The 21,392-nt window shown below is 71.5% G+C and carries 21 protein-coding genes and 1 tRNA gene; 10 read left to right on the forward strand and 12 right to left on the reverse strand.

Annotation, left to right across the window (positions count from 1 at the left end):
• Window positions 1-710: 710 nt before the first annotated feature.
• The gene (locus tag BN12_RS03285; protein WP_048550045.1) at window positions 711-1,361 is read right to left on the reverse strand and encodes a hypothetical protein; all 651 of its coding nucleotides are present in this window, start codon (window positions 1,359-1,361) and stop codon (window positions 711-713) included.
• A gap of 136 nt (window positions 1,362-1,497) precedes the next feature.
• On the opposite strand from BN12_RS03285, the gene BN12_RS03290 reads away from it, so the two are divergent.
• Both BN12_RS03290 and BN12_RS26660 read left to right on the forward strand, forming a co-directional pair.
• Window positions 1,498-1,570 (forward strand) — tRNA-Lys (locus BN12_RS03290).
• A gap of 230 nt (window positions 1,571-1,800) precedes the next feature.
• Complete coding sequence (locus BN12_RS26660) at window positions 1,801-2,205, forward strand: transposase (RefSeq protein WP_407667776.1); 405 nt, start codon at window positions 1,801-1,803, stop codon at window positions 2,203-2,205.
• Here the strand turns inward: BN12_RS26660 and BN12_RS03300 are convergent.
• Entirely contained in the window at window positions 2,147-2,614 is a 468-nt protein-coding gene (locus tag BN12_RS03300) for an Lrp/AsnC family transcriptional regulator (protein ID WP_200901132.1), read from the reverse strand. The two genes, BN12_RS26660 and BN12_RS03300, sit on opposite strands and share 59 nt — an antisense overlap.
• A gap of 88 nt (window positions 2,615-2,702) precedes the next feature.
• Here BN12_RS03300 and BN12_RS03305 point away from each other — a divergent pair, with 88 nt between their 5' ends.
• Complete coding sequence (locus BN12_RS03305; protein ID WP_083454917.1) at window positions 2,703-3,659, forward strand: EamA family transporter; 957 nt, start codon at window positions 2,703-2,705, stop codon at window positions 3,657-3,659.
• A 233-nt stretch (window positions 3,660-3,892) separates the two neighbouring features.
• Here BN12_RS03305 and BN12_RS03310 read toward each other — a convergent pair whose 3' ends face one another.
• The 4 genes from BN12_RS03310 to BN12_RS03325 all read right to left on the reverse strand — a co-directional run bounded on the left by BN12_RS03310 (window position 3,893) and on the right by BN12_RS03325 (window position 8,017).
• Complete coding sequence (locus BN12_RS03310) at window positions 3,893-4,846, reverse strand: phosphotransferase (protein WP_048550050.1); 954 nt, start codon at window positions 4,844-4,846, stop codon at window positions 3,893-3,895.
• A 206-nt stretch (window positions 4,847-5,052) separates the two neighbouring features.
• Window positions 5,053-5,790, reverse strand: a complete 738-nt coding sequence (locus BN12_RS03315) for an SDR family oxidoreductase (protein WP_235432282.1) — start codon at window positions 5,788-5,790, stop codon at window positions 5,053-5,055.
• Window positions 5,791-5,960: 170 nt separating this feature from the next.
• The gene (locus BN12_RS03320; protein ID WP_048550054.1) at window positions 5,961-7,244 is read right to left on the reverse strand and encodes a flavin-containing monooxygenase; all 1,284 of its coding nucleotides are present in this window, start codon (window positions 7,242-7,244) and stop codon (window positions 5,961-5,963) included.
• A gap of 32 nt (window positions 7,245-7,276) precedes the next feature.
• A complete protein-coding gene (locus BN12_RS03325; RefSeq protein ID WP_048550057.1) occupies window positions 7,277-8,017 on the reverse strand; it encodes an SDR family NAD(P)-dependent oxidoreductase in 741 nt (246 codons plus the stop codon).
• A 147-nt stretch (window positions 8,018-8,164) separates the two neighbouring features.
• Here BN12_RS03325 and BN12_RS03330 point away from each other — a divergent pair, with 147 nt between their 5' ends.
• A complete protein-coding gene (locus tag BN12_RS03330; protein WP_048550060.1) occupies window positions 8,165-9,130 on the forward strand; it encodes a LysR family transcriptional regulator in 966 nt (321 codons plus the stop codon).
• A gap of 124 nt (window positions 9,131-9,254) precedes the next feature.
• On the opposite strand, the gene BN12_RS03335 is transcribed toward BN12_RS03330, so the two are convergent.
• Both BN12_RS03335 and BN12_RS03340 read right to left on the reverse strand, forming a co-directional pair.
• Window positions 9,255-10,256 carry an NADP-dependent oxidoreductase gene (locus BN12_RS03335; protein ID WP_048550062.1) on the reverse strand — a complete coding sequence of 334 codons (1,002 nt, stop codon included), beginning with the start codon at window positions 10,254-10,256 and terminating at the stop codon, window positions 9,255-9,257.
• Window positions 10,253-10,732: a MaoC family dehydratase gene (locus BN12_RS03340; protein ID WP_048550064.1), complete on the reverse strand. Its 480-nt coding sequence runs from the start codon at window positions 10,730-10,732 to the stop codon at window positions 10,253-10,255. The genes BN12_RS03335 and BN12_RS03340 overlap by 4 nt, the downstream gene beginning before the upstream one ends.
• A gap of 184 nt (window positions 10,733-10,916) precedes the next feature.
• On the opposite strand from BN12_RS03340, the gene BN12_RS03345 reads away from it, so the two are divergent.
• From BN12_RS03345 to BN12_RS03360, 4 genes are all read left to right on the forward strand, one after another.
• Window positions 10,917-11,726 (forward strand): SDR family oxidoreductase, encoded by an 810-nt coding sequence (locus tag BN12_RS03345; protein ID WP_048550066.1) that lies wholly within the window; start codon window positions 10,917-10,919, stop codon window positions 11,724-11,726.
• Window positions 11,723-12,370: an HAD family hydrolase gene (locus tag BN12_RS03350; RefSeq protein WP_048550068.1), complete on the forward strand. Its 648-nt coding sequence runs from the start codon at window positions 11,723-11,725 to the stop codon at window positions 12,368-12,370. The genes BN12_RS03345 and BN12_RS03350 overlap by 4 nt, the downstream gene beginning before the upstream one ends.
• Window positions 12,371-12,411: 41 nt before the next feature.
• On the forward strand, window positions 12,412-13,629 hold the full coding sequence (locus BN12_RS03355) for an acyl-CoA dehydrogenase family protein (RefSeq protein WP_048550070.1): 1,218 nt from the start codon (window positions 12,412-12,414) through the stop codon (window positions 13,627-13,629).
• Between the two features lie 121 nt (window positions 13,630-13,750).
• Window positions 13,751-14,524, forward strand: a complete 774-nt coding sequence (locus tag BN12_RS03360) for a glucose 1-dehydrogenase (protein WP_048550072.1) — start codon at window positions 13,751-13,753, stop codon at window positions 14,522-14,524.
• Window positions 14,525-14,526: 2 nt separating this feature from the next.
• Here the strand turns inward: BN12_RS03360 and BN12_RS03365 are convergent, their stop codons facing one another.
• The 4 genes from BN12_RS03365 to BN12_RS03380 form a co-directional block, all read right to left on the reverse strand.
• Window positions 14,527-15,807: an amidohydrolase gene (locus BN12_RS03365; RefSeq protein WP_048550074.1), complete on the reverse strand. Its 1,281-nt coding sequence runs from the start codon at window positions 15,805-15,807 to the stop codon at window positions 14,527-14,529.
• Between the two features lie 344 nt (window positions 15,808-16,151).
• Entirely contained in the window at window positions 16,152-16,778 is a 627-nt protein-coding gene (locus BN12_RS03370; protein WP_048550076.1) for a DUF2461 domain-containing protein, read from the reverse strand.
• A gap of 72 nt (window positions 16,779-16,850) precedes the next feature.
• Window positions 16,851-17,033: a YegP family protein gene (locus BN12_RS03375; protein WP_048550078.1), complete on the reverse strand. Its 183-nt coding sequence runs from the start codon at window positions 17,031-17,033 to the stop codon at window positions 16,851-16,853.
• 140 nt (window positions 17,034-17,173) lie between these two features.
• On the reverse strand, window positions 17,174-18,433 hold the full coding sequence (locus BN12_RS03380) for a DUF445 domain-containing protein (protein WP_048550080.1): 1,260 nt from the start codon (window positions 18,431-18,433) through the stop codon (window positions 17,174-17,176).
• A 44-nt stretch (window positions 18,434-18,477) separates the two neighbouring features.
• Here BN12_RS03380 and BN12_RS03385 point away from each other — a divergent pair, with 44 nt between their 5' ends.
• A complete protein-coding gene (locus tag BN12_RS03385; RefSeq protein ID WP_048550082.1) occupies window positions 18,478-19,914 on the forward strand; it encodes a GuaB1 family IMP dehydrogenase-related protein in 1,437 nt (478 codons plus the stop codon).
• A 60-nt stretch (window positions 19,915-19,974) separates the two neighbouring features.
• Window positions 19,975-21,036: a PHP domain-containing protein gene (locus BN12_RS03390; protein WP_048550084.1), complete on the forward strand. Its 1,062-nt coding sequence runs from the start codon at window positions 19,975-19,977 to the stop codon at window positions 21,034-21,036.
• The last annotated feature ends 356 nt before the right edge of the window (window positions 21,037-21,392 follow it).

Raw genomic sequence — 21,392 nt, forward strand, 5'->3', positions numbered from 1 at the left:
GGGCGAGAGAGTGACCGTCCGGCGCGGGCGAGAGAGTGACCGCCCGCGCAGGAGAGGGTGGTGGTGCCGGGCCGGGAGCGCCTCACGGCGCGTGGCCGCTCGTAGCGGCTGAAATTGGGACCCGGGGCTGCCGCAGCCCGGCACCGCCCACGACTCTAACCCGATCGGGTGGTCCGATGTTCCCGGAAGGGCTGGTTGCCGCCCCCGATCGGGTGCGTGACGTCCCCACGTCACCCTTGCGGCAGGTGCGGGCATTCCGTGGTCGGAACGGCTCCGCGACCACGACAACCCCGCACCTGCCGACTTGATGCCGTCCCGACGCGACGCGTCGATTCCTTGTGGGGAAGATGGTTAGCGTCATAGCTCTAACCATCTTCCCCACAAGGAATCGGCAGCGCCGAACGACTCGGTCCGGTTCACGCCTCCTCCCGCACGTGCCGAGAAGATGTCGCCGAATCTCGACCTGGACAGCAACAACTCGGCACGTACGGGGTTGTCGTGGTCAGTCGGCCAACTCGACCACGGAAAGCCCACACCTGCCGGGCCTCCTCCCGCACGTGCCGAGAAGATGCCGCCGAATCCCGACCTGGACAGCAACGACTCGGCACGTGCGGGGTTGTCGTGGACAGTTGGGCAACTCGACCACGGAAAGCCCACACCTGCCGGGCCGGCTCCCGACCTGGAGAACCCCCACCTGGCCCTTCCTGGTGTCAGATGAGCTCACCGGCGCGCCACAACTGGGCGCAGGCGTGCAGATCGTGGCTCGTCTGGAGCATCGAGGCCGCTCGGCGGGTCAGCGAGCTCGCGGCGAGGCCGGCGTCGGTGGGGCCGTGCGCGTCCCCGGCGATGTCGGCCCGCCCCGCGGAGATCACCGCGCAGAACGCGGACGCACGGTCGAGGGCGATGGCGAGGTCGCCTTCGAAGACGCCGGCGAGGACGTCGTCGGTCAATCGGCGAACCTCATCCGCCCCGGGCGGCTCGGCGACGCCGGCGACGGCATGGCTGACGTCGGTGAAGCGGATGCCGGCCGCATACTCCCTGCTCACCTCGGTCGGTGACCGGCGCACCCACTCGCGGATGGCATACAGGCGCCAGAGCGCACCGGGCAGTGACCGGGCCGGCCGGTCGCTCCACAGGTCGGCGATCGTCGAGAGGCCGAGGTCGTCGACGAGGTCGACGAGCCGCCTGGTGATGGCGGGGTCGTGGGCGGCCCGTCCGGCACCGACGATGGCGGCGGCGGTCTCGTGGGCGGCCTCGGTGATCTCCGCGGGGCCGCGGGCGATGCCGCCGTACTCCTCGATGGCGTCCGGACCGAGCGGAGCTGGTCGACGGGGGACGGCGCGTCCGGGATCACTGGACATGTCGTTCAGTCTGGCACTCCCGCGCCGGTGCGCACTCTTTGGTCAGGAACAGCCTGGCGTCGTCATGGTCCTCCCGAGGCTCGGTCTGTCGCCGACGAGGGCCCGCGCCCCGGCCTGCCGTAGGCTTTCGGGCCGAGGGCCTCTAGCTCAACTGGCAGAGCTGCGGACTTTTAATCCGTAGGTTGTGGGTTCGAGCCCCACGGGGCCCACACAAACCTGCAGGTCAGGGGCCCTTCACGCGTGAAGCCGAGGGTTCGGAGGCCTCGGCGAACTGCACCAATCAATAATCTGCGGCGCACGTCTGCGTCGCTTGGCGTCTCTAGCGGTCTCGCCGACGCAGTCTTCCAGCGAGAGCCAGCAGGGCTGCTCGGGACTGCTTCACGGATAGGTGACACCGAGTCCGTGGTGCCGTGAGGTGCCGCGGGAGAGGATGCGCACCATGCCCAAGCCCCATCCGAAGGAGTTCCGCGACGACGTCGTCCGGGTCGCCCACCAGCATCAGCGGGGGGTGACGTTGATGCAGGTCGCGAAGGACTTCGGGATCTCCGAGTCCTGTCTGAGGAACTGGGTCGCCCACGCCGATCGAGACGCCGGGCTGCGCCCGGAGCAGGACCGCGCCGAGTCCCATGAGCGGCGGGGGGGCCAAGCGGCGACGTGGTCGACGAACTCGACCAGCAGCGCGACCACGTCATCGGTTGCTCGTGAGCCCATAGCGACCAGGTCCGACACACGGCTCCCCCGCATGGTCGGCCGGCCATCTCCGGGCACACCGGCCAGGCCCGGTGCTACCTGGAGAGCGGCAGGGGCCGGGGCGGGACAGGGGTGGAGACGACGAGAGAGGTGACCGTCTGCCCGTGGGCGAGGAACTGGTCGAGGACCGATTCGAGTCCTTCGACCGACGGGGCATGGACCTTGAGAAGGAAGCAGTCCTCGCCGGTGATGCGGTAGCACTCGCTGACCTGCTCGACGGACCGCGCGAGCGCGGCCAGCTTCTCGAGCCGTCCGGGTGCGGGCCGGATCCGGACGAACGCGGTGACCGGGAGCCCGAGGGACGCGGGGTCGACGTCCATGCGGAAGCCGGTGATCACGCCACTGGCGCGCATCCGCTGCACCCGCTCGGTCACGGCCGGCGCGGACATCCCGACGCGCCGCGCGAGCTCGGACATCGTGATCCGGGGGTCGGCGTGCAGCTCGGCGAGCAGGCGGGCGTTGACATCGTCGATCCGGTCATCATGGAAGCCACGGTCAGTCACGCATCTCACCTTCATATCGTTGAAGCAACGCAGTCTAGACCTACAGGATCCTATGGCATACCGAGCGTATGCCTTCGACAATGGGGAGATGGCCACCGACCGGGCCGCGACGGGCAGCGGACGACGCACCGGCCGAGCCGGCCTCGTGGAGCGGTTGCCGCCGGTGTCGTTCTTCGGGGTCAGCGCGGTCTTCCACTACCTGGGCCCCTCGCTCGCGGTGCTGCTGTTCGCCCATGTCGGGGTGCTCGGCGTGGCCTGGCTGCGGATCGCGTCGGCCGCGGTCGTGTTCGGCTGCTGGCGCTCACCGTGGCGGCTGTGGCAGCGCCTCGACATCTCCCAACGGCGCGTCCTCGTCGGGCTGGGTGTGGTTCTCGCCGCCATGAACTCGCTGTTCTACCTGGCGTGCGACCGGCTCCCGCTGTCCACCGTCGGGGCGATCGAGTTCCTCGGCACGGTCGCGCTGGCCACGCTCGGAGCCCGGACGCATCGCAACGCGCTCGCCCTCGCCCTGGCAGTCGGTGGCGTCTTCGTCCTCACCGACCTCCGCATCACCGGCGAGCCGCTCGGGTTCGTCTTCGCCTTCGGCAACTGCGTCCTGTTCATGCTCTACGTGATCCTCGGCCACCACATCGCCACGACCCCGATCGCTCCGATCCAGGACGCCCCTCGGCGTGACCCGATGAGCGGGATCGACCAGCTCGGGGCCTCGATGCTCATCGCCGCCCTCGCCGCCACTCCGATCGGCGTCGCGGCCGCCGTGCCCGCCCTCACGCACCCGTGGTGGCTCGCCTGGGGCGTCGGGGTGGGTGTCTGCAGCTCGGTGATCCCCTACGTCACCGACCAGCTCGCCATGGCCCGCCTGCCTCGCGCGACCTTCGCCCTCATGCTCGCCCTCCTGCCGGCGATGGCCACGGTCATCGGCCTCGTCGTCCTCGGCCAGGTCCCCGGGTGGCGTGACCTGCTCGGGATCGCCCTCGTCGTATGCGGCGTCGCGCTCCACCATGACGGGGTGCCTGCCCGTGACGAACAGCGACGGCCTGGTTGAGATGGACGATGGGGACCCGGCCGGCTGAAGGGCACCGGCGCCGCGGATCGCGGCGCCGGTGACATGGCCCTGACCACTGTGAGGGCAGTTGGCTGAGCACGCATGCGACTCGGACTTCGCGGTGCTGTCGATCTCCGCAGATCATGCGATCGCCGCGTCGGCACTGCCTCCGCATCACTGTGACCCATTCGACGGGATGATCGGCCAGGCGCTCGTCGAAGGCTTGACGGTGGTCAACCGTCGGCGAGTCTGCCGTCTCGCGCGCGCAGCCACAGCAGAGCCGCCACCGCCTGTCGACGCTGGAAGTCGCGCACGGTCGGCAGGCCGGGCGGCGCGGGAAGCAGGCAACGACTGGCGAAGAAGCCGGCGACCGCGGCGATGAGCGCATCGATCGCAGGGGCTTCCACATCGCGGGTGAGTGGGTGACGGCGCACGACATGTTCCGGGTCCAGCCCCAGCAGCGCGAAGCTGGGCAGTGCGAGCACCAGGTCGACCCAGGGCCCGCCGACGCAAGCCTCGGGCCAATCGACGACAACGACATCGCCGGTCGCGGTGATCAGCATGTTGTCGGCCCGTAGGTCGCCGTGGAGCAGGCAGGTCCCGGCGCTCGCTCGCGCCCAGGCCGCCTCCAGCTCGGCGAGCCGTGGGACCGTTCGCGGTATCCAGGAGCCGAGGTCGACCAGACCGGGCGGCACACCCTGGCGACAGAAGGCGGCCCAGTTGCCGAAATCGTCCGCGCAGGCCTCAGCGAAGGTGGGCGCCCGAAGCGGGGCCGGGTCCAACGACGCCGCCAAGCGCGAATAGACGTCCAGGACGGCGACCGCATCATCCGGGCGGCTGAGATCCGGAGGTCGACCGTCGACGTGCTCGAAGGCCAGCACCACCCAATCGGCCAGTTCGAACCACCACCGGAGCCGAGGAGCAGGGGCCGCGGACGGCAGTGCGGCACTGACGGTCGCCTCGCGACGGTACATCGCAGGTCCTTCAGGCGTGACCGCCGCGGAGATCGCCTTGACGAAGACCTGGAGACCGGAGTCGGACTCCAGCACGCTCGCCAGCCCCGGGGTGAACCCGCCCGGCATGCTTGTCGCGCTTCGGACGGAGCCTCCGAGCCGCTCCTCGACCTCGGCGCGGACCACTGCCGGCAGGTCCGCCCACGAGACCCGGTTGCGACCACCGACGACCATGGGCTGCTCCTTGCCTCGGGCGCTCCGTCAGGAGCGGTGACCATGGCTCCAGTGTCGCTCCCACGAGGTTCTCTTGTGGTGAGCCGAGGTCGCGGCGGCGAGCGGTCCTCCGACGACGAGGTGCCGGTTCACGGGGGCATACCCAGGAGGTCTGGTGATGGCGGCCGGCGCAGCGGCGCCACGAGATGGCCGACGCGGCGTTCCCGCTAGAGGCCGCCCGCGACGCGGATCGTGGCGCCGGTGACATAGCGCGCCTCGTCACCGAGGAGCCACGTGATCGCCGGAGCGATGTCGGACGGCTCGGCGGCGCGTCCCAGGGGAACCCGCGCGGCGACGCGGTCGGCCCGGCCGGGGTCGCCGGCGGCCGCGTGGATCTCCGTGCGCACGATGCCCGGCGCGACAGCGTTCACACGCACCCCTTCGGTGGCCAGTTCGCGCGCCAGGCCGACGGTGAGCGCGTCGACACCCGCCTTGGCGGCGGCATAGTGCACGTACTCGTGGGCGCTGCCGAGCGTCGCCGCCGACGACGAGACGTTGACGATGGCTCCGCCGCGCCCGCCGTGACGCGTCGACATGAGCTGCGCCGCCCGCCGGGCGCACAGCACCGTGCCGAGGAGGTTCACGTCGATGACCCGCCGGATCACCTCGACCGGTGTGTCGGCGAGATCGCCGATGTGCAGCGTGAGCCCCGCATTGTTGACCAGACCGGTCACCCCTCCGAAGCGCTCCACGGCCGCGTCGAACAACACCTCGGCGCCCGGCTCGGTGCTCACCTCGGCCCGCACGACGAGGCATTCCGCACCGGCCCGTCGAGCCGCGGCCGCGGTGCGCTCGGCGGCGTCCTCGTCGCTCAGGAAGCCGACGACGAGGGCATGACCGGCGGCCGCCAGCAGCTCGACGGTCGCTGCGCCGATGCCCCGCCCGCCGCCGGTCACGACGGTCACGGGCCGCCCGCCTGGTCCGGTCATGCGCTCCTCGCCCTCCGCGCGGACAACACCGCTCGCTCGGTCGCCATTGTCCACGATGGCGGTCCCGGCTCCCCGGGCTCCCGACGACGGCCCGCGACGGTCGGCGAGGGTCCCGGCGTCGGGCCGGATCAGGGGGCGACGGCGGCTCAGCCGGCGACGGTGGCGGGCTGGTGCTCGAGGGCGTCGAGGAGACGCTCGGTGTCGGCGAGCTGGCCGAGCCACACATCGCGGACGATGTCGATGCGGTCCTCGGGCTCCTGGAGGCTCCCGAGGTATGCCGCGATCCCGGCTCCCGCACCACCGACCCGTTCGTGCAGCCCGATCATGCGGGCGACGACCTTCGCCTGGACGCCGTAGATGGGGATCTGCGGCCCTCGTGGGGCGATGAGGCCGATGAAGTACAGCTTCTCCAGCCCCTCCGGGACGATGCCCGCGCCGTAGCGCACCGGCACCTCGCGCTGCCGGCGCAGGAGGGACTCGTCGAGGAACGGCACGCTCGCGTGGAAGCCCGTCGCCCAGAGGATCGTGTCGTAGTCCCGGGAGGTGCCGTCGGCGAAGTGGACCGTGCGCCCGTCGAACCGCTCGATCCCCGGGCGAACCGTGACCCGGCCGTGGTGGATCCAGTAGAGGAGCAGGTCGTTGACGACCGTCGCCCCCTCCGCGAGGCTGCGATGCTTGGGAACCGGCAGACCCGGGTAGTCCTTGTTCTCGCCGATCGACACGCGGGCGAGGAGCCGGGCGATGAGGTCCTGCTCGGACGGGGAGAACTCCGCGAGGAAGTCGAGCTGCTGCCGGGGGCGGCCGAAGTACATCTTCGGCTGGAAGTACCTCCCGTCGCGGACGACGATGTCGGCCTCGAGCCGGTGCTGGGCCACGTCGACGGCCAGGTCGCAACCGGAGTTGCCGGCGCCGACGACGAGGACTCGGGTGCCCTCGATGTCGTCGGTGTTGGAGTACTCGCTGGAGTGCAGCTGCTTGCCCGTGAACTCGCCGGGCACGTCGGGGATCTTCGCGTCCCACAGGTGGCCGTTGGCGACGAGGACGCCGTCGTACGTGCCCGTCCCGCGGCTCGTCGTGACGACCCAGCCCGCCGACCCGACGGGGCCCTCGGTCGGCACGGGGGTGACCGACTCGACCGCCGTGTCGAACTGGATGACGTCGTAGAGCCCGCGCTCCTCGGCATACGACTCGATGTAGGCGCGCACCTGGTCCCGCCGCGGGAAGTGCGGGTACTCGCCGGGCATCGGGAAGTCCTCGAAGTGGGTCATGTCCCGGGAGGTGATGAGGTGGAGCGCGTCATAGTCGGTATGCCAGTGGCCTCCGACGCGGTCGGTCTTCTCGAAGCAGTCGGCCTCGTGCCCGGCGGCGCGCAGCTCGTGCAGGGCGGAGACGCCGGCGGCTCCGGCGCCGATGACGCAGTAGCGGGGCATTCGAACGGTCCTTTCGGTGCGTGATGATGGGGTCAGCGGATGACGTCGCCGCCGCTGAGGACGACGGTCTCGCCGGTCATGAAGCCCGCGTCCGGGCCGGCCAGCAGCTCGACCCAGTGGGCGATCTCGCGCGGCCGGGCGACCCGGCCGAGGGGGATGGCGGCGGCCGCCTCGGCCATCCGGCCGGTCGCCGCATTGCCCGGTGTGTCGACCCACCCGGGAGCGATGGCGTTGACCCGGATGCCGCGGCCGGCCAGCTCGAGGGCGAGGGACTTGGTGAGCATGACGACCGCGGCCTTGGACGCGCCGTAGAGCAGCTGTCCACGCGAGACGGTGAAGGCGTCCACGGACGCGAAGTTGACGACGGCCGACCCCTCGCCGAGGTATGGCGATGCCTCGGCGGTGACGTTGAGGACGCCGAGGACGTTGACGTCGAAGATCCGGCGATAGGTCGCATCGTCGAAGGTGTCGAGCGTCGTCGGCGGATAGACCCCGGCGATGTTCGCGACGAGCTGGATCCTCGGAGAGGAGTCGCCATCCGTCGCCGCCGGTCGCGACGCTCCCCCGGCCCCGGCGAGGTATGCCGTTACGGCGTCGGCGACCTGGCGCCGGTCGGTGACATCGACGGCGACGGTCTCGAGCGTCCGGCCGCCCGTGGCATACCTCGTCGCCACCCGGTCGAGAGCCAGGACGTCCCATCCGCCCTCGGCGAGGACCTCGGCCGTGGCCCGACCCATGCCGCTCGCTGCTCCGGTGACGACGGCTGTCGGCATGGGTCTCCTCGGATGCGGTGGCGGCTCGGGTGGACTCCCGTTCAGGGCACGGTTGTCGGCTACCGGACAAGTATCGACGCGACGATGCGTGCCCGTCGATGGCGTTCTTCCGAGCCCAGCCCAAGGCTGCGCCTATAGCCTGGGGGGATGAGCGACGGCCCGACCCTGCGCCAGCTGTCGTACTTCCTCAGCTCGGTCGAGCACGGCTCGTTCTCGGCCGCGGCGGAGCACGAGCACGTCGCCCAGCCGAGCCTGTCCGAGCAGATCCGCCGCCTCGAGCGCGCCCTCGGCGCGACGCTGTTCGTCCGGACGAACCGGTCGCTCCGGCTCACCGACGTCGGCCGGCTCCTCGTCCCCCTTGCCGAGGCGACGCTGCGCAGCGCCGACCTCGTCGCCGCGACGGCCCGCGAGGCGACGACCCTCACCGGCGGCCTCGTGTCGTTCGGCACCTTCAGCAGCGCCCACCGCTACCTGCTCACGCCGCTCATCACCGAGTTCCACGAGCGCTACCCCGACGTGCGGATCCAGATCGTCGGACTCAACTCCTCCGAGGTGGCCCGGGCCGTCCGCGCGGGCGACCTCGAGGCCGGCCTCGTCCAACTGCCCGTCGACACCCAGGGCCTCGTCGTCGGCAGGACGCTGCTCGTCGACACCGTCGTCTACGTCAGCGCCGATGCCCGCCGGACACAGCGGCCGGTCACCATCGAGGACCTCGCCCGCGCCGACCTCGTGCTCTCCGAGGCCAGGTGGCGCGCGGACGACCCCCTCCGACGCAGCATCGCCGAGCGGGCTCGAGCCGCCGGGGTCGTCGTCGAGCCCTTCGTCGAGGTCGAGGTGCAGTCCGCCGCGATGGAGCTGGCGGCGAACGGGGTCGGCGACACGCTCGTCTCCTACCTCGTCGCCCGCTCCCACGAGAGCGCGAACCGGGTCACCTGGGCGACCCTCGACCCGCCCTTCGAGGAGCGCTTCGCCTTCGTGACCCGGGCCGGCGGCGGGCTGTCGCCGGCGACCCGGCAGTTCATGGTCCTCGCCCGACGGCACATCTCGGCCCTCCAGGAGGATGCCCTCCGCGCTCGCGCGAAGCACGCCACCGGCACGGGCCCGACCGACTGACGCCACCCGACCGGCGGACCTTGTGGGGAAGATGGCCAGAGCTATGACGCCAACCATCTTCCCCACAACGGCCCGAGACCCCGCACGGGGTCGCGTCGACCGGTCGCGGGGTGGAGGGAAAACGTCAGAGGGCGAGGACCAGCTTGCCGGTGTTGATGCCGCGGTAGATGCCGAGCAGCGCCTCGGGGAAGGCTTCCACGCCTCCCTCGACGATCGTCTCGCGGGCGACGAGGTCGCCGCTCCCGATGAGCCGGCCGATCTCGGCGACCCCCTCGGCATACCGGTCCTCGTAGTCGAAGACGAGGAAGCCGGTCATCGAGGCGCGGAACACCAGGAGGGACATGTAGCGGCGCGGCCCGGGCGGGAGACTCTCGTCGTTGTAGCTGGCGATCGCGCCGCAGAGGACGACCCGGGCGTGCATCCGCAGGTTGGCGAGCGCAGCGTCGAGGATGTCTCCACCGACGTTGTCGAAATAGACGTCGATGCCTTCGGGTGCAGCGGACCGCAGCGCCTTGAGGACGTTCGTCGACTTGTAGTCGATCGCGACGTCGAAGCCGATCTCCTCGAGCCAGGCGCACTTGTCGGGGCCACCCGCGATGCCGATGACGCGGCAGCCGTGGGCCTTCGCGAGCTGGCCGACGACACTGCCGACCGCGCCCGCGGCGCCCGAGACGACGACGGTCTCGCCGTCGCGCAGCCGCCCGACGTCGAAGAGGCCGAAGTATGCCGTCATACCGGGCATTCCGAGGGCCCCCAGCCAGGTGGCCGGCGGGGCGACGTCGAGATCGATGACGTCGACGCCCCGGCCGTCGGACACCGCATGGGTCGTGACGCCGAAGGTGCCGCGAACCCGTTGCCCCACAGGGAAGTCGGGGTGAGCGGACTCGATGACGGTGCCCGTCGCGGCCGCGCGCATGACGGCGCCGATCTTCACCGGCGGCACGTAGGAGCGGACGTCGCTGAGCCAGCCCCGCATCGCGGGGTCGATGGACACGTGGTCGATCTCGACGATGAACCGGCCGTCCTCGGGTGCGCCGAGCTCCTCCGTCGTCAGCTCCCACGTCGACTCGTCGGGGAAGCCGACGGGACGAGAGGCGAGACGCACCTGCCGCGCCGTGACGCTCACTCCGCGCTCCTCACGGTGAACCGGCCGATCGACTGCGCGACGCACACCGGCTTGTCGATCCCCTCGCATTCGAACACCTGGGTCGTCGTGACCTGGGCGGAGTCGTCGCCCACCCGGGTGACGTCGGTGATCGTCGCCCGCATCCGCACGCGGGACCCGACCGGTCGAGGATGGGGGAAGCGCACCTTGTCGTAGCCGTAGTTGAGGGCGTGCGCGAAGCCGTCGAAGGCCATCAGCTGCTCCGTCATCGCCGGCCCGAGCGAGAGGGTGAGCAGGCCGTGCCCGATCGTCCCGCCGAAGGGTCCGGCGGCCGCGCGCTCGGGGTCGACGTGGATCCACTGGTGGTCGCCCGTGAGGTCCGCGAACGCGTCGATGTCCTCCTGGGGCAGGGTATGCCAGTCGGTCGGCCCGAGCTCGGTGCCGACGAGCTCCTCGACGTCGGCGATGCTCGTCGGGCGCAGGGGTGTCGAGGTCATGGCGCTCCTTCGCGATGGATGGACGTCGTCCGGTCGTTGAACCTGAGGTTAGGTTCAGAATAGGGTCACAGCCTACGACGGCACCGCGAGCACGTGCGTCGGCTGCTCCCAGCGGGAGAACCGCGAGGCGAGCAGGACATGACGGAAACGGCTCGATCATCTCGAGCGGAAGGAGCGCCATCGCATGCGCCTCGACGGAAAGGTCGGCATCGTCACCGGAGCAGGGGGCGGCATCGGCGCGGCTCTTGCCGCACGGTTCGTCGCCGAGGGTATGCGGGTCGCCGTCACCGACCTCGACGAGGCGGCCCTCGCGGCGACGGCCGAGCGGATCTCCGCCGGGAACGCGGACTCCGTCGTCGCGCTCGCCGGCGACGCCTCCGCGACCGACCACATCGTCGCCGTCCGGGACCTCGCGGAGCGCACCTTCGGGACGCCGGTCGACCTGTATGCGGCGAACGCGGGCGTCATGGGGGGCCGGGAGCTCGGGACCCCCGAGCAGTGGGCCACCGCCTGGGACGTCAACGTCATGGCTCACGTCCGCGCCGCCGAGGTGATGGTCCCCGGCTGGGTGGAGCGGGGCAGCGGCTACTTCCTCGCGACGGCCTCCGCCGCCGGCCTGCTCACCCAGATCGGGTCGGCGATCTACTCGACGACCAAGCACGCGGCCGTCGGCTTCGCCGAGTGGCTCTCGGTCACCTACGGCGACCAGGGCGTCACCGTCAGCTGCCTGTGCCCGATGGGCGTCCGGACGGCGATGCTCACCGGGGGCGCCGAGTCGGACAACGCCCTCGACCGGCAGAGCACCCGGGCGGTCACCGAGGCCGGCGACGTCCTCGAGCCCGACGAGGTCGCGGAGATCGTCGTCGCGGGCCTCGAGGCCGAGCAGTTCCTCATCCTCCCCCACCCGCAGGTGCTCGAGTTCTTCCGCCGCAAGGCCTCCGACCACGACCGATGGCTCGCCGGCATGCGTCGCTACCAGGCGTCCCTTCGATGACGTCGTCCACCTCGGTCCGGGGCGTGCTCTTCGACTTCGGCGGGGTGCTCACGACGAGCGTCCTCGCGGGCTTCTCGAGGTTCGGCGAGGACCTCGGCGGCGACCGCGGTCTCGTCCTGCGGCTGCTGTCCCAGGACCCGGCGGCCTCACGGGCCCTCGTCGACCACGAGGAGGGGCGGCTCGACGACGAGGGCTTCGAGGAGGCGCTCGCCGCCGCGCTCTGCGACGCCGGGATCGCCGTCGGTCCAGCCGGCCTCCTCGCCCGGATGCAGGGGTATCTGGGGCGCGATGAGGCGATGGTCGCCCTCGTCGCCGAGGTCCGCGCCCACGGGGTGAAGGTGGGCCTCATCTCCAACTCCCTCGGCCGCGACTGCTACGCCGGATACGACCTCGACGACATGTTCGACGCGCAGGTGATCTCCCGGGTCGAAGGCGTCCGCAAGCCGTCGCGACGGCTCTACGAGATCGCCTGCCAGCGGCTCGGGCTCGCGCCCCATGAGGTCGCCTTCGTCGATGACCTGCGCCAGAACGTCGAGGCCGCAACGCGACTGGGTATGCGGGGCATCCTGCACCGCGAGGCGTCAGCCACCCGGACCGCGCTCGTCGACGTCCTCGGGCTCGCCCCGGCCGCTCAGGTCCTCTGACCATCACCCCACCGTCCCTCCCCGAACAAGGCAGTCACCCCATGGACTTCGCACCGGACACCCGAACCACCGAGCTCGTCGAGCGGCTCACGGCCTTCATGGAGGAGCGGGTCTATCCCGCCGAGTCCCGGTACGAGGAGGAGCTGGCCGCCGCCCCGGACGCGTGGTGCCCACCGCCGGTCGTCGAGGAGCTCAAGGCGGAGGCGAGGTCGCGCGGGCTGTGGAACCTCTTCCTGCCCGGTGAGGAGGGCGCGGGCCTGACGAACCTCCAGTACGCACCGCTCGCCGAGATCACCGGGCGCAGCATCCATCTCGCGCCGGTCGCGACGAACTGCGCCGCCCCGGACACGGGCAACATGGAGGTGCTCGCGCAGTTCGGCACCGCAGAGCAGAAGGAGCAATGGCTGGAACCGTTGCTCGACGGGCGGATCCGGTCTGCCTTCGCGATGACGGAGCCGGCCGTCGCGTCATCCGACGCGACGAACATCGAGACCTCGATCGTCCGCGACGGCGACGAGTACGTCATCAACGGCCGCAAGTGGTTCACGTCAGGGGCGATGAACCCGAACGCGGCGATCATGATCGTCATGGGCAAGACCGACCCGTCGGCGGACCGCCACCGCCAGCAGTCGATGATCCTCGTCCCGCGCGACACACCCGGTGTCGACGTCGTCCGCGGGATGCACGTGTTCGGCTACACCGACCGTGACCACGGCGGTCACGCGGAGGTCGTGTTCACCGACGTCCGCGTCCCGGCGAGCAACCTGATCGCCGGCGAGGGCGACGGGTTCGCCATCGCCCAGGCCCGCCTCGGGCCCGGGCGGATCCACCACTGCATGAGGGCGATCGGGATGGCCGAGCGGGGGCTGGAGCTCATGGTGCGCCGCGCCGCCGGCCGGGTCGCCTTCGGTGGGCCGCTCACCGACCAGGGGGTCGTCCGCGACTGGATCGCCGAGTCGCGGGTGCGGATCGAGCAGCTGCGCCTGCTCGTCCTCAAGACGGCCTGGCTCATGGACACCGTCGGCAACCGCGGCGCCCACACCGAGATCCAGGCCATCAAGATCGCCACCCCGTCGGCCGTCGAGTGGATCCTCGACAAGGTCATCCAGACCCACGGCGGCGGGGGCGTCTCCCAGGAGTTCCCGGTGGCGGAGTGGTTCGCCCACGTGCGGACGCTCCGGCTCGCCGACGGTCCGGACGAGGTCCACAAGAGCTCGCTCGCGCGACGCGAGATCGCCCGGGTCCTCGCCGCCGGCTGACCAGGGTTGCCGCCCGCCCGCCGACCCCTCCCTGGCGGTCTGGCACCCGATCGGGGCCTCTGCACCAACCAACCAACCACCCGACCCCCACCGCCAACCCGCAGCACCGACTGGAGACACCATGGACACCAGCACCCTCTTCTCGCTCGACGGTCGCGTCGCGCTCGTCACCGGCGGGTCCCGCGGCATCGGACGGATGATCGCCGAAGGCCTCCTCCAGCAAGGGGCTCGGGTCTACATCACCGCCCGCAAGGCGGAGGCCTGCGACGCGGCGGCCGCCGAGCTGTCGGCATACGGGCCGTGTGTGTCGTTGCCCGCCGACGTCTCGACGACCACCGGGATCGCCGACCTCGTCGCCCGGCTCGTGGAGCGCGAACCCGTCCTCGACATCCTGGTCAACAACGCCGGTGCCGCCTGGGGTGCGCCCATCGACGAGTTCCCCGAGAGCGGATGGGACAAGGTGATGGACGTCAACCTCAAGGCGCCCTTCTTCCTCACCCAGGCGCTCCTGCCGCAGCTGCGTGCCGCGACCCGGACCCGGCCGGCCAAGGTCATCAACATCGCCTCGATCGACGGCATCTCGCCCAACCCGTGGGAGACGTACAGCTACCACGCCAGCAAGGCCGGCATCATCCACCTCACGAAGAAGATGGCGCTCCGGCTGGCGCCCGAGGGGATCGTCGTCAGCGCCATCGCCCCAGGGGCGTTCGCATCCGACATGAACCGCGCGGCTCGCGACCAGGCGGACGAGGTCGTCGCCGGCATACCCGCCCGGCGCATCGGCGAGCCGGAGGACATGGCCGCGGCCGCCATCTACCTCGCCTCCCGCGCGGGGGACTACGTCGTCGGCTCGACGCTCGTCGTCGACGGGGGCGTGGCCTACGCCCGAGGCTAGGGCTACCCCTCCTGCGCGTGGAGGTGCTCGGCGAGGACGCGGACGTGGATACGCAGGCAGTCCACCAGGGCGGCGTCGTCGGCGTAGAAGCGAGGGCTGTGGTTCGGCGCGATCCCCCGACCGTCGGGTAGCGGCACGATCTCGGACCCCACCACCTCGGTGTCCTGGACCCCGTAGATGAGGTAGACCCCGCCGAAGGCGGCCGTGAACACCGAGACGTCGTCGTACCCGAGCGTCGGCGGGACCTCGACGACCCGGTCCCGGCCGACGACCCGGCGCACGGCGGGGAGCACGCGTGCCAGCCACTCCTCGGTGTTGTCGACGGGTGGGACGTCCTGGTCGAAGACGACGGTCGCCGTGCAGCCGTACGCGGCGGCGTGATGCTCCGCGAGCCGACGGAGGTTGGCCTGGACGGTGGCCATGTCTCCAGGCTCGATGCACCGGGTCGTGCCCCAGAGGGTGACCCGTTCGCCGACGATGTTGAACCGGCCCTGGTCCTCGACGTGGCCGATGGAGACGGTGATCGGGTTGTATGCGGGGACCTGGCGGTAGATCTGCCCCGTCGCGGCGATGATCTCGGCGGCGGCCGGCAGGGGGTCGATGCCGAGCCAGGGCGTCGACCCGTGGGTCTGCCGTCCCTCGACCGTGATCCGGACCCGGCAGGAGGCGGCGTACTGGTGGCCCGCCCGGTAACCGACGACGCCGCGCGGCAGGGGCGAGACGTGCCTACCGAAGACCATCGTCGGCACCGGGTCGTCGAAGGCTCCGGCGTCGAGCATGGCCCGGGCGCCGCCCGGCTCGTCACCCGGCGGGCCCTCCTCGGCGGGCTGGAAGACGAAGAGGACGGTTCCCGGCAGCCGGTCCCGGACGGCCGCGAGGACGTGCGCCGCCGCGAGGGCCGTCGCCATGTGGCAGTCGTGGCCGCAGGCGTGCGCTACGGGGAAGGGACCTCCGGGGTATGCCTCGTCGACCACCTTGGACGCGAAGCCCACCGCGGACTCCTCGAGGACGGGCAGCGCGTCCATGTCCGCGCGGAGGGCCGCCACCCGCGACCCCGGCAGCCCGCCTCGGAGCACCCCGACGACGCCGTGGCCCGCGATGCCGGTGCGGACCTCGTCGAGGCCCGCCCCTCGGAGCCGGTCGGCGACGAAGGCGGCCGTCTGCTCCTCCCGGTTCGACAGTTCGGGGTGGGCATGGAGGTGATGCCGCCACGCGACCATGTCGTCGGTCACCTGCACGACCTGCTGCTCCAGCGCGTCGAGCAGTCCGTCCGCCACGTTCATCTCATCGCCTTCCGGAGGGGTGTGGGCGTCGTCGCCGTGGCCGCATCCTCCCACCCGGCTCCGGCGCGCGACCCGCATCCCGCGTGGTGCAGAGGCCCCGATCGGGAGATGTGCACCAACCGAGCCAGCCGACCGGCCCCGGCCCTGGCGATCTGGCACCCAATCGGGGTCTGTGCACCAACCAGCCACCCAGCCGGGCCACATCCCCAGTGGTGCAGAGCCCCCGATCGGGAGATGTGCACCAACCGAGCCAGCCGACCGGCCCCGGCGCCTGGCGATCTGGCACCCGATCGGGGCCTGTGCACCAACCGGCCGACCCGCCCGAAGGGCGGATTCCGTGGTGGTCAGTCCTCGCCGACGTGCTGGTCGAGCCAGACGACGACCGGCTCCATGGCGCGCCACTGCCGGCGGACCTCGGTGAGGGTGCGACGCGTCGGCAGCCAGGCCGGGAAGCCGAGGTCGCGGCCGACCGTCAGCGCCTTGCGCCGGAGGAGGTCGGCTCGCGGGTGGTTCTTGTCGAACCCGGACGGCACGCGGGTGAGCATCTCGCCCCCGACCTCGAGCCGCCGGACCGCCCGATCGGCGAGCGCGGTCTCCAAGGCCGCGCCGGCGACGTCGTCGGCGACCGCGCGCCGCAGCCGGCCCACCTGCGCCGACGACATGTGCCAGTAGCCGCCCGCGACGAAGAGCCCGGCGGCAGACACGTGGAGGTAGCGGTGCGACTCGCCGAACCACGCGCCCTGGTGTGTCTTGTAGGGCGTCTTGTCCTTGGCGAACCGGACGTCCCGATAGGGCCGGAACACCTTGGCGGGGCCGAACTCGTCCTCGAGCTCGGCCCCGAGCGCCTCGATGGGCGCCCGGACCTGCTCGTCGTAGACGTGCTTGTGCTCGAGCCACCAGGTCCTGGAGTTGTCGGCCTCGAGGTCCTCGTAGAAGTCGAGCGCGGCGAAGGGGATCCCGTCGAACGGCATACGCCTATCCTCGCGCACGCCGCCGACGTCCCGGCCCTGGCCGCTGGCCTACGGACGCGGGGGGGGCCGGGCTCAGGACTCGGTCTCGACGACCTTCGCGCCGGGCGCGTTGTTCTGGACCGAGGCCACACCGTTCATCGCGGAGGCCTTGCTCTCGTAGGCCTCGCCGACCGCGATGACCTGGCCGTTGCTCGCCTTGAGCCGGAAGCGGTACTTGCCTGCCTTGTCCTTGTACACCTCGAACGTGCCGGCCATCTCGGGGCCACCTCTCGGTCAGGCGTCGTCGACGACGCCGTTGCCAATCGACGCTGGGAGCCTAGACCAGGAGGGCGCCGTCTGGCTCGGCGGCGCGCGAGCCGCGCGCGAGCCGTGCGCCGAGCAGCGCGCCGATCGGCTCAGGTGAACACCTGGGTCAGGGCATGGATGACGACACCGGCGAGGGCGCCGACGACAGTGCCGTTGATCCGGATGAACTGCAGGTCGCGGCCGACGAACAGCTCGATGCGCTGCGCGGCCTCCTTGCCGTCCCAGTGCTCGACGGTGAGCGTGATGACGCCCGCCAGCTCGTCGCCGTAGGTGTTCACGGCGAACGACACGACGTCGGCGAGGTTGCTCTCCAGCCGGTCCCGCCACGCCGGGTCCTCGCCCGTCAGGTGCTCGGCGACATGGGTGAGCAGCTCGTCGCCGCGACGCCACAGATAGGACGTGCGGTCGTCCATCGCCGCGGTGATCGACGTCCGCAGCGAGCGCCACAGGCTCAGCGTCGTCGGGCCGACCTGGGGGTGGGTGAGCAGGCGGGTCTTGAGCGCCTCGGTGCGCTCCATGACGACGGGGTCGTGCTGGAGGTCGTCGGCGAGCCGGCGGAGGAGGTCGTCGAAGGCGATGCGCGCCGGATGATCGGGACGGGCGCGGATCTCCCCGACCCAGTCGAGGACCTGGCGGTAGCTCCACGAGATGACGCGCTCGTCGAGCCACGGCGGCGTCCACCACGGGGCGCGCTCGCCCATGAGGTCGTGGAAGGTGCCGGGGTTCTCCTCGAGCCACTGGTGCAGCTGCTCGAGGGAGAGGTCGACGAGGCCGTGGTGGGCGCCGTCGGCGACGACCCCCTCGAGGAGCGACCCCGCGATGGGGCTCACCGGCTCGCGGACGAGGCGCGGGATGAGGAGGTCCACGACGAACGCCCGGACCTCCTCGTCGCTCAGTCGATCGAGGGCCGCCCGCGCCGCGCGGAGTCCCTCGGTCATCACCCGGTCGCGGTGCCGCGGGTCCTCGAGCCACCGGCCGAGGCGCCGCCCGACCTGCGCGGCCGCGAGTCGCTCGCGGGCGATGTCCTCGGTGAGGAAGTTCTCCGTCACGAACGTCTGGAGGTTCCGTCCCAGCTCGTCCTTGCGCTTGGGGATGATCGCGGTATGCGGGACCGGCAGGCCGAGCGGGTGCCGGAACAGCGCCGTGACGGCGAACCAGTCGGCGAGCGCACCGACCATGGCCGCCTCGCTCGCCGTGTTGACATACCCCCACAGCGTCTCGTCCCGCACGTGCAGCGTCGCGAGGTAGACGACTGCCGCGAGGACGAGGAGGGAGAGGGCGAGGGTCCGCATCCGGCGCAGGCCTCGACGGCGCCCCGCGTCAGCGGCGGTCGGCGCCATGAGGCTCATGCGTCCGATCCTGCCCCATCGCCCTCACCGTAGACTCGACCGACGTGCAGTTCCTCAACGGTATGCAGCCCCAGGTCGACCTCACGTACGACGACGTCTTCATGGTGCCGAGTCGCTCCGACGTGAGCAGCCGGCTCGACGCCGACCTCTCGACGGTCGACGGGTCCGGCACGACGATCCCGGTCGTCGTCGCGAACATGACGGCCATCGCAGGACGCCGAATGGCCGAGACGGTGGCCCGCCGAGGCGGCATCGTCGTCATCCCGCAGGACATCCCGACCGACGTCGTCGCCGATGTCGTCGCGGGGGTCAAGTCGCGACACCGGGTCGTCGACACCCCGATCACCCTCGACCCGGAGACGACGGCCGGCGAGGCCCTCGTCCTCATCGACAAGCGGAGCCACGGCGCCGCCATCGTCGTCACCGATGGCCGGCCCGTGGGGCTGGTGACCAAGCGGGACCTCGGCGGGGTCGACCGGTTCACCCAGGTCCAGGACGTCATGGTCCGCGAGGTCCAGTCCCTGCGGGACGGGCTCGACCCGAAGTCCGCCTACGACGAGCTGTCCCGGATCCGGCACCGGCTCGCGCCGGTCGTCGACGACGACGGCAACCTCGTCGGGATCCTCACCCGCGCCGGTGCGCTGCGCGCCGGTCTCTACGAGCCCGCGGTCGACGCGTCCGGACGGCTGCGGGTCGCTGCCGCCGTCGGCATCAACGGCGACGTCGCGCGCAAGGCGAAGGAGCTGCTCGACGCGGGCGCCGACGTCCTCGTCATCGACACCGCCCACGGCCACCAGGAGCGGATGCTCGACGCCCTCCGACTCGTCCGCGGCCTCGACCCGCGGGTCCCCATTGTGGCGGGCAACGTCGTATCTGCCGCTGGCACAAGGGATCTCATCGAGGCAGGCGCAGACGTCGTCAAGGTCGGCGTCGGGCCGGGCGCCATGTGCACGACGCGGATGATGACCGCCGTCGGCCGCCCGCAGTTCTCCGCCGTCCTCGAGTGCGCCACCGCGGCGCGCGAGCTGGGCCGGCACGTCTGGGCGGACGGCGGCGTCCGCCACCCGCGCGACGTGGCCCTCGCGTTGGCGGCCGGCGCCTCGAACGTCATGATCGGGTCGTGGTTCGCCGGCACCCACGAGTCGCCCGGCGACCTGTTCACCGATGGCGACGGCAGGGCATACAAGGAGTCCTTCGGGATGGCCTCCGCGCGCGCCGTCCGCAACCGCACGGCGGGCGACTCGGCATACGACCGCGACCGCAAGTCGCTCTTCGAGGAGGGCATCTCGACGGCCCGGATGTACGTCGACCCCGCCCGGCCGGGCGTCGAGGACGTCCTCGACCAGATCGTCGCCGGACTCCGCTCGTCGATGACGTATGCGGGTGCCCGGACCCTCGAGGAGTTCCACGAGCGGGCGGTCGTCGGGCTGCAGAGCCTGTCGGGGTTCGCCGAGGGACGGCCGCTGCACACCTCGTGGTGAGGCGGGGGTCGGCCGCTCACTGGCGCTCGACGGTCGGCGGGCTCTGGTAGGAACGAGGACATGGCCGCCGAACCGGAGCCGCTCACCGCGCCCGTCGACCCGATCGACGCGCTGCGGCGCACGGCATACCTCATGGAGCGGGCGCGGGCGGGGTCGTACCGCGTCGACGCCTTCCGCAACGCCCTCGCCCTCCTCAAGGCGATGCCGCCCGACGAGCTCTCCGCACGGCTCGAGCAGGGGACGATCCGGGACGTGTCGGGGATCGGCTCCTCGACCGGCGAGGTCATCGAGCAGGCGTATGCCGGTGAGCTGCCGACCCGGCTCGCTCGGCTCCAGGCCGAGGCCGAGGCGCCGCTGGCCGAGGGCGGCGCCGACTACTGGGCCGCGCTCGTCGGCGACTGCCACAGCCACTCGACGTGGTCCGACGGCGGCTCGCCGATCGACGAGATGGTGCTCGCGGCCATCGAGCTCGGACAGTCCTGGCTCGTCCTCACCGACCACTCGCCGCGGCTCACCGTCGCGCGCGGGCTGACGGCCGAGCGGCTGACCCAGCAGCTGGGGGTCTTGGCCGCCATCGACCGGTCGCTCGACGGGACGTTCCGGCTGCTGCCGGGCATCGAGGTCGACATCCTCGACGACGGGTCCCTCGACCAGAGCGACGCGATGCTCGCCCGGCTCGACCTCGTCACCGCGTCGGTCCACAGCAAGCTGAAGATGGACAAGGCCGCGATGACGCGCCGGATGGTCCGCGCCGTGTCCGACCCGCGGGTCGACGTCCTCGGGCACTGCACGGGACGCCTGGTCACCGGTGGTCGCGGGAAGCGGCCGCAGTCGCAGTTCGACGCCGAGGCCGTCTTCGCGGCGTGCGCCGAGCACGGGACGGCCGTCGAGATCAACTCCCGCCCCGAGCGACGTGACCCGCCCGACGAGCTCATCCTCCTGGCGCTCGAGCACGACTGCCTCTTCGCCATCGACTCCGACGCCCACGCGCCGGGACAGCTGGAGATGAAGCGGTACGGCTGCGAGCGGGCCGCCCGCCTCGGCGTCCCCCTCGACCGGATCGTCACGACGTGGGACGTCGACCGCCTCCTCGAGTGGTCCCGGCCCGGCAAGGGCGCCTGAGCCCTCCGACTCCTTCGGGCGCGGGCTCCGCCGCGGTCGAGGTATCCGATGACCCCGCCAGGTCTGCCTCTACCTCCACCGCGCCAACCCCCACCACGATCGAGGTAACCAGCGACCCTCGCGAGGCCTCTCCATACCTCCACCGCATCGACCCTGCCGCGATCGAGGTAACCAGCGACCCCCGCACGGCCTCCCCATACCGCCACCGCGCCGACCCCCGTCACGGTCGAGGCAACCAGCGACCCCCGGACGGCCTCCCCATACCTCCACCGCGCCGACCCCCACCACGGTCGAGGTAACCGGCGACCCCCGCACGGCCTCCCCATACCTCCACCGCATCGACCCCGCCGCGGTCG

The sequence above is a fragment of the Nostocoides japonicum T1-X7 genome (assembly GCF_001046855.1).
Classification (GTDB): Bacteria; Actinomycetota; Actinomycetes; order Actinomycetales; family Dermatophilaceae; genus Nostocoides; species Nostocoides japonicum.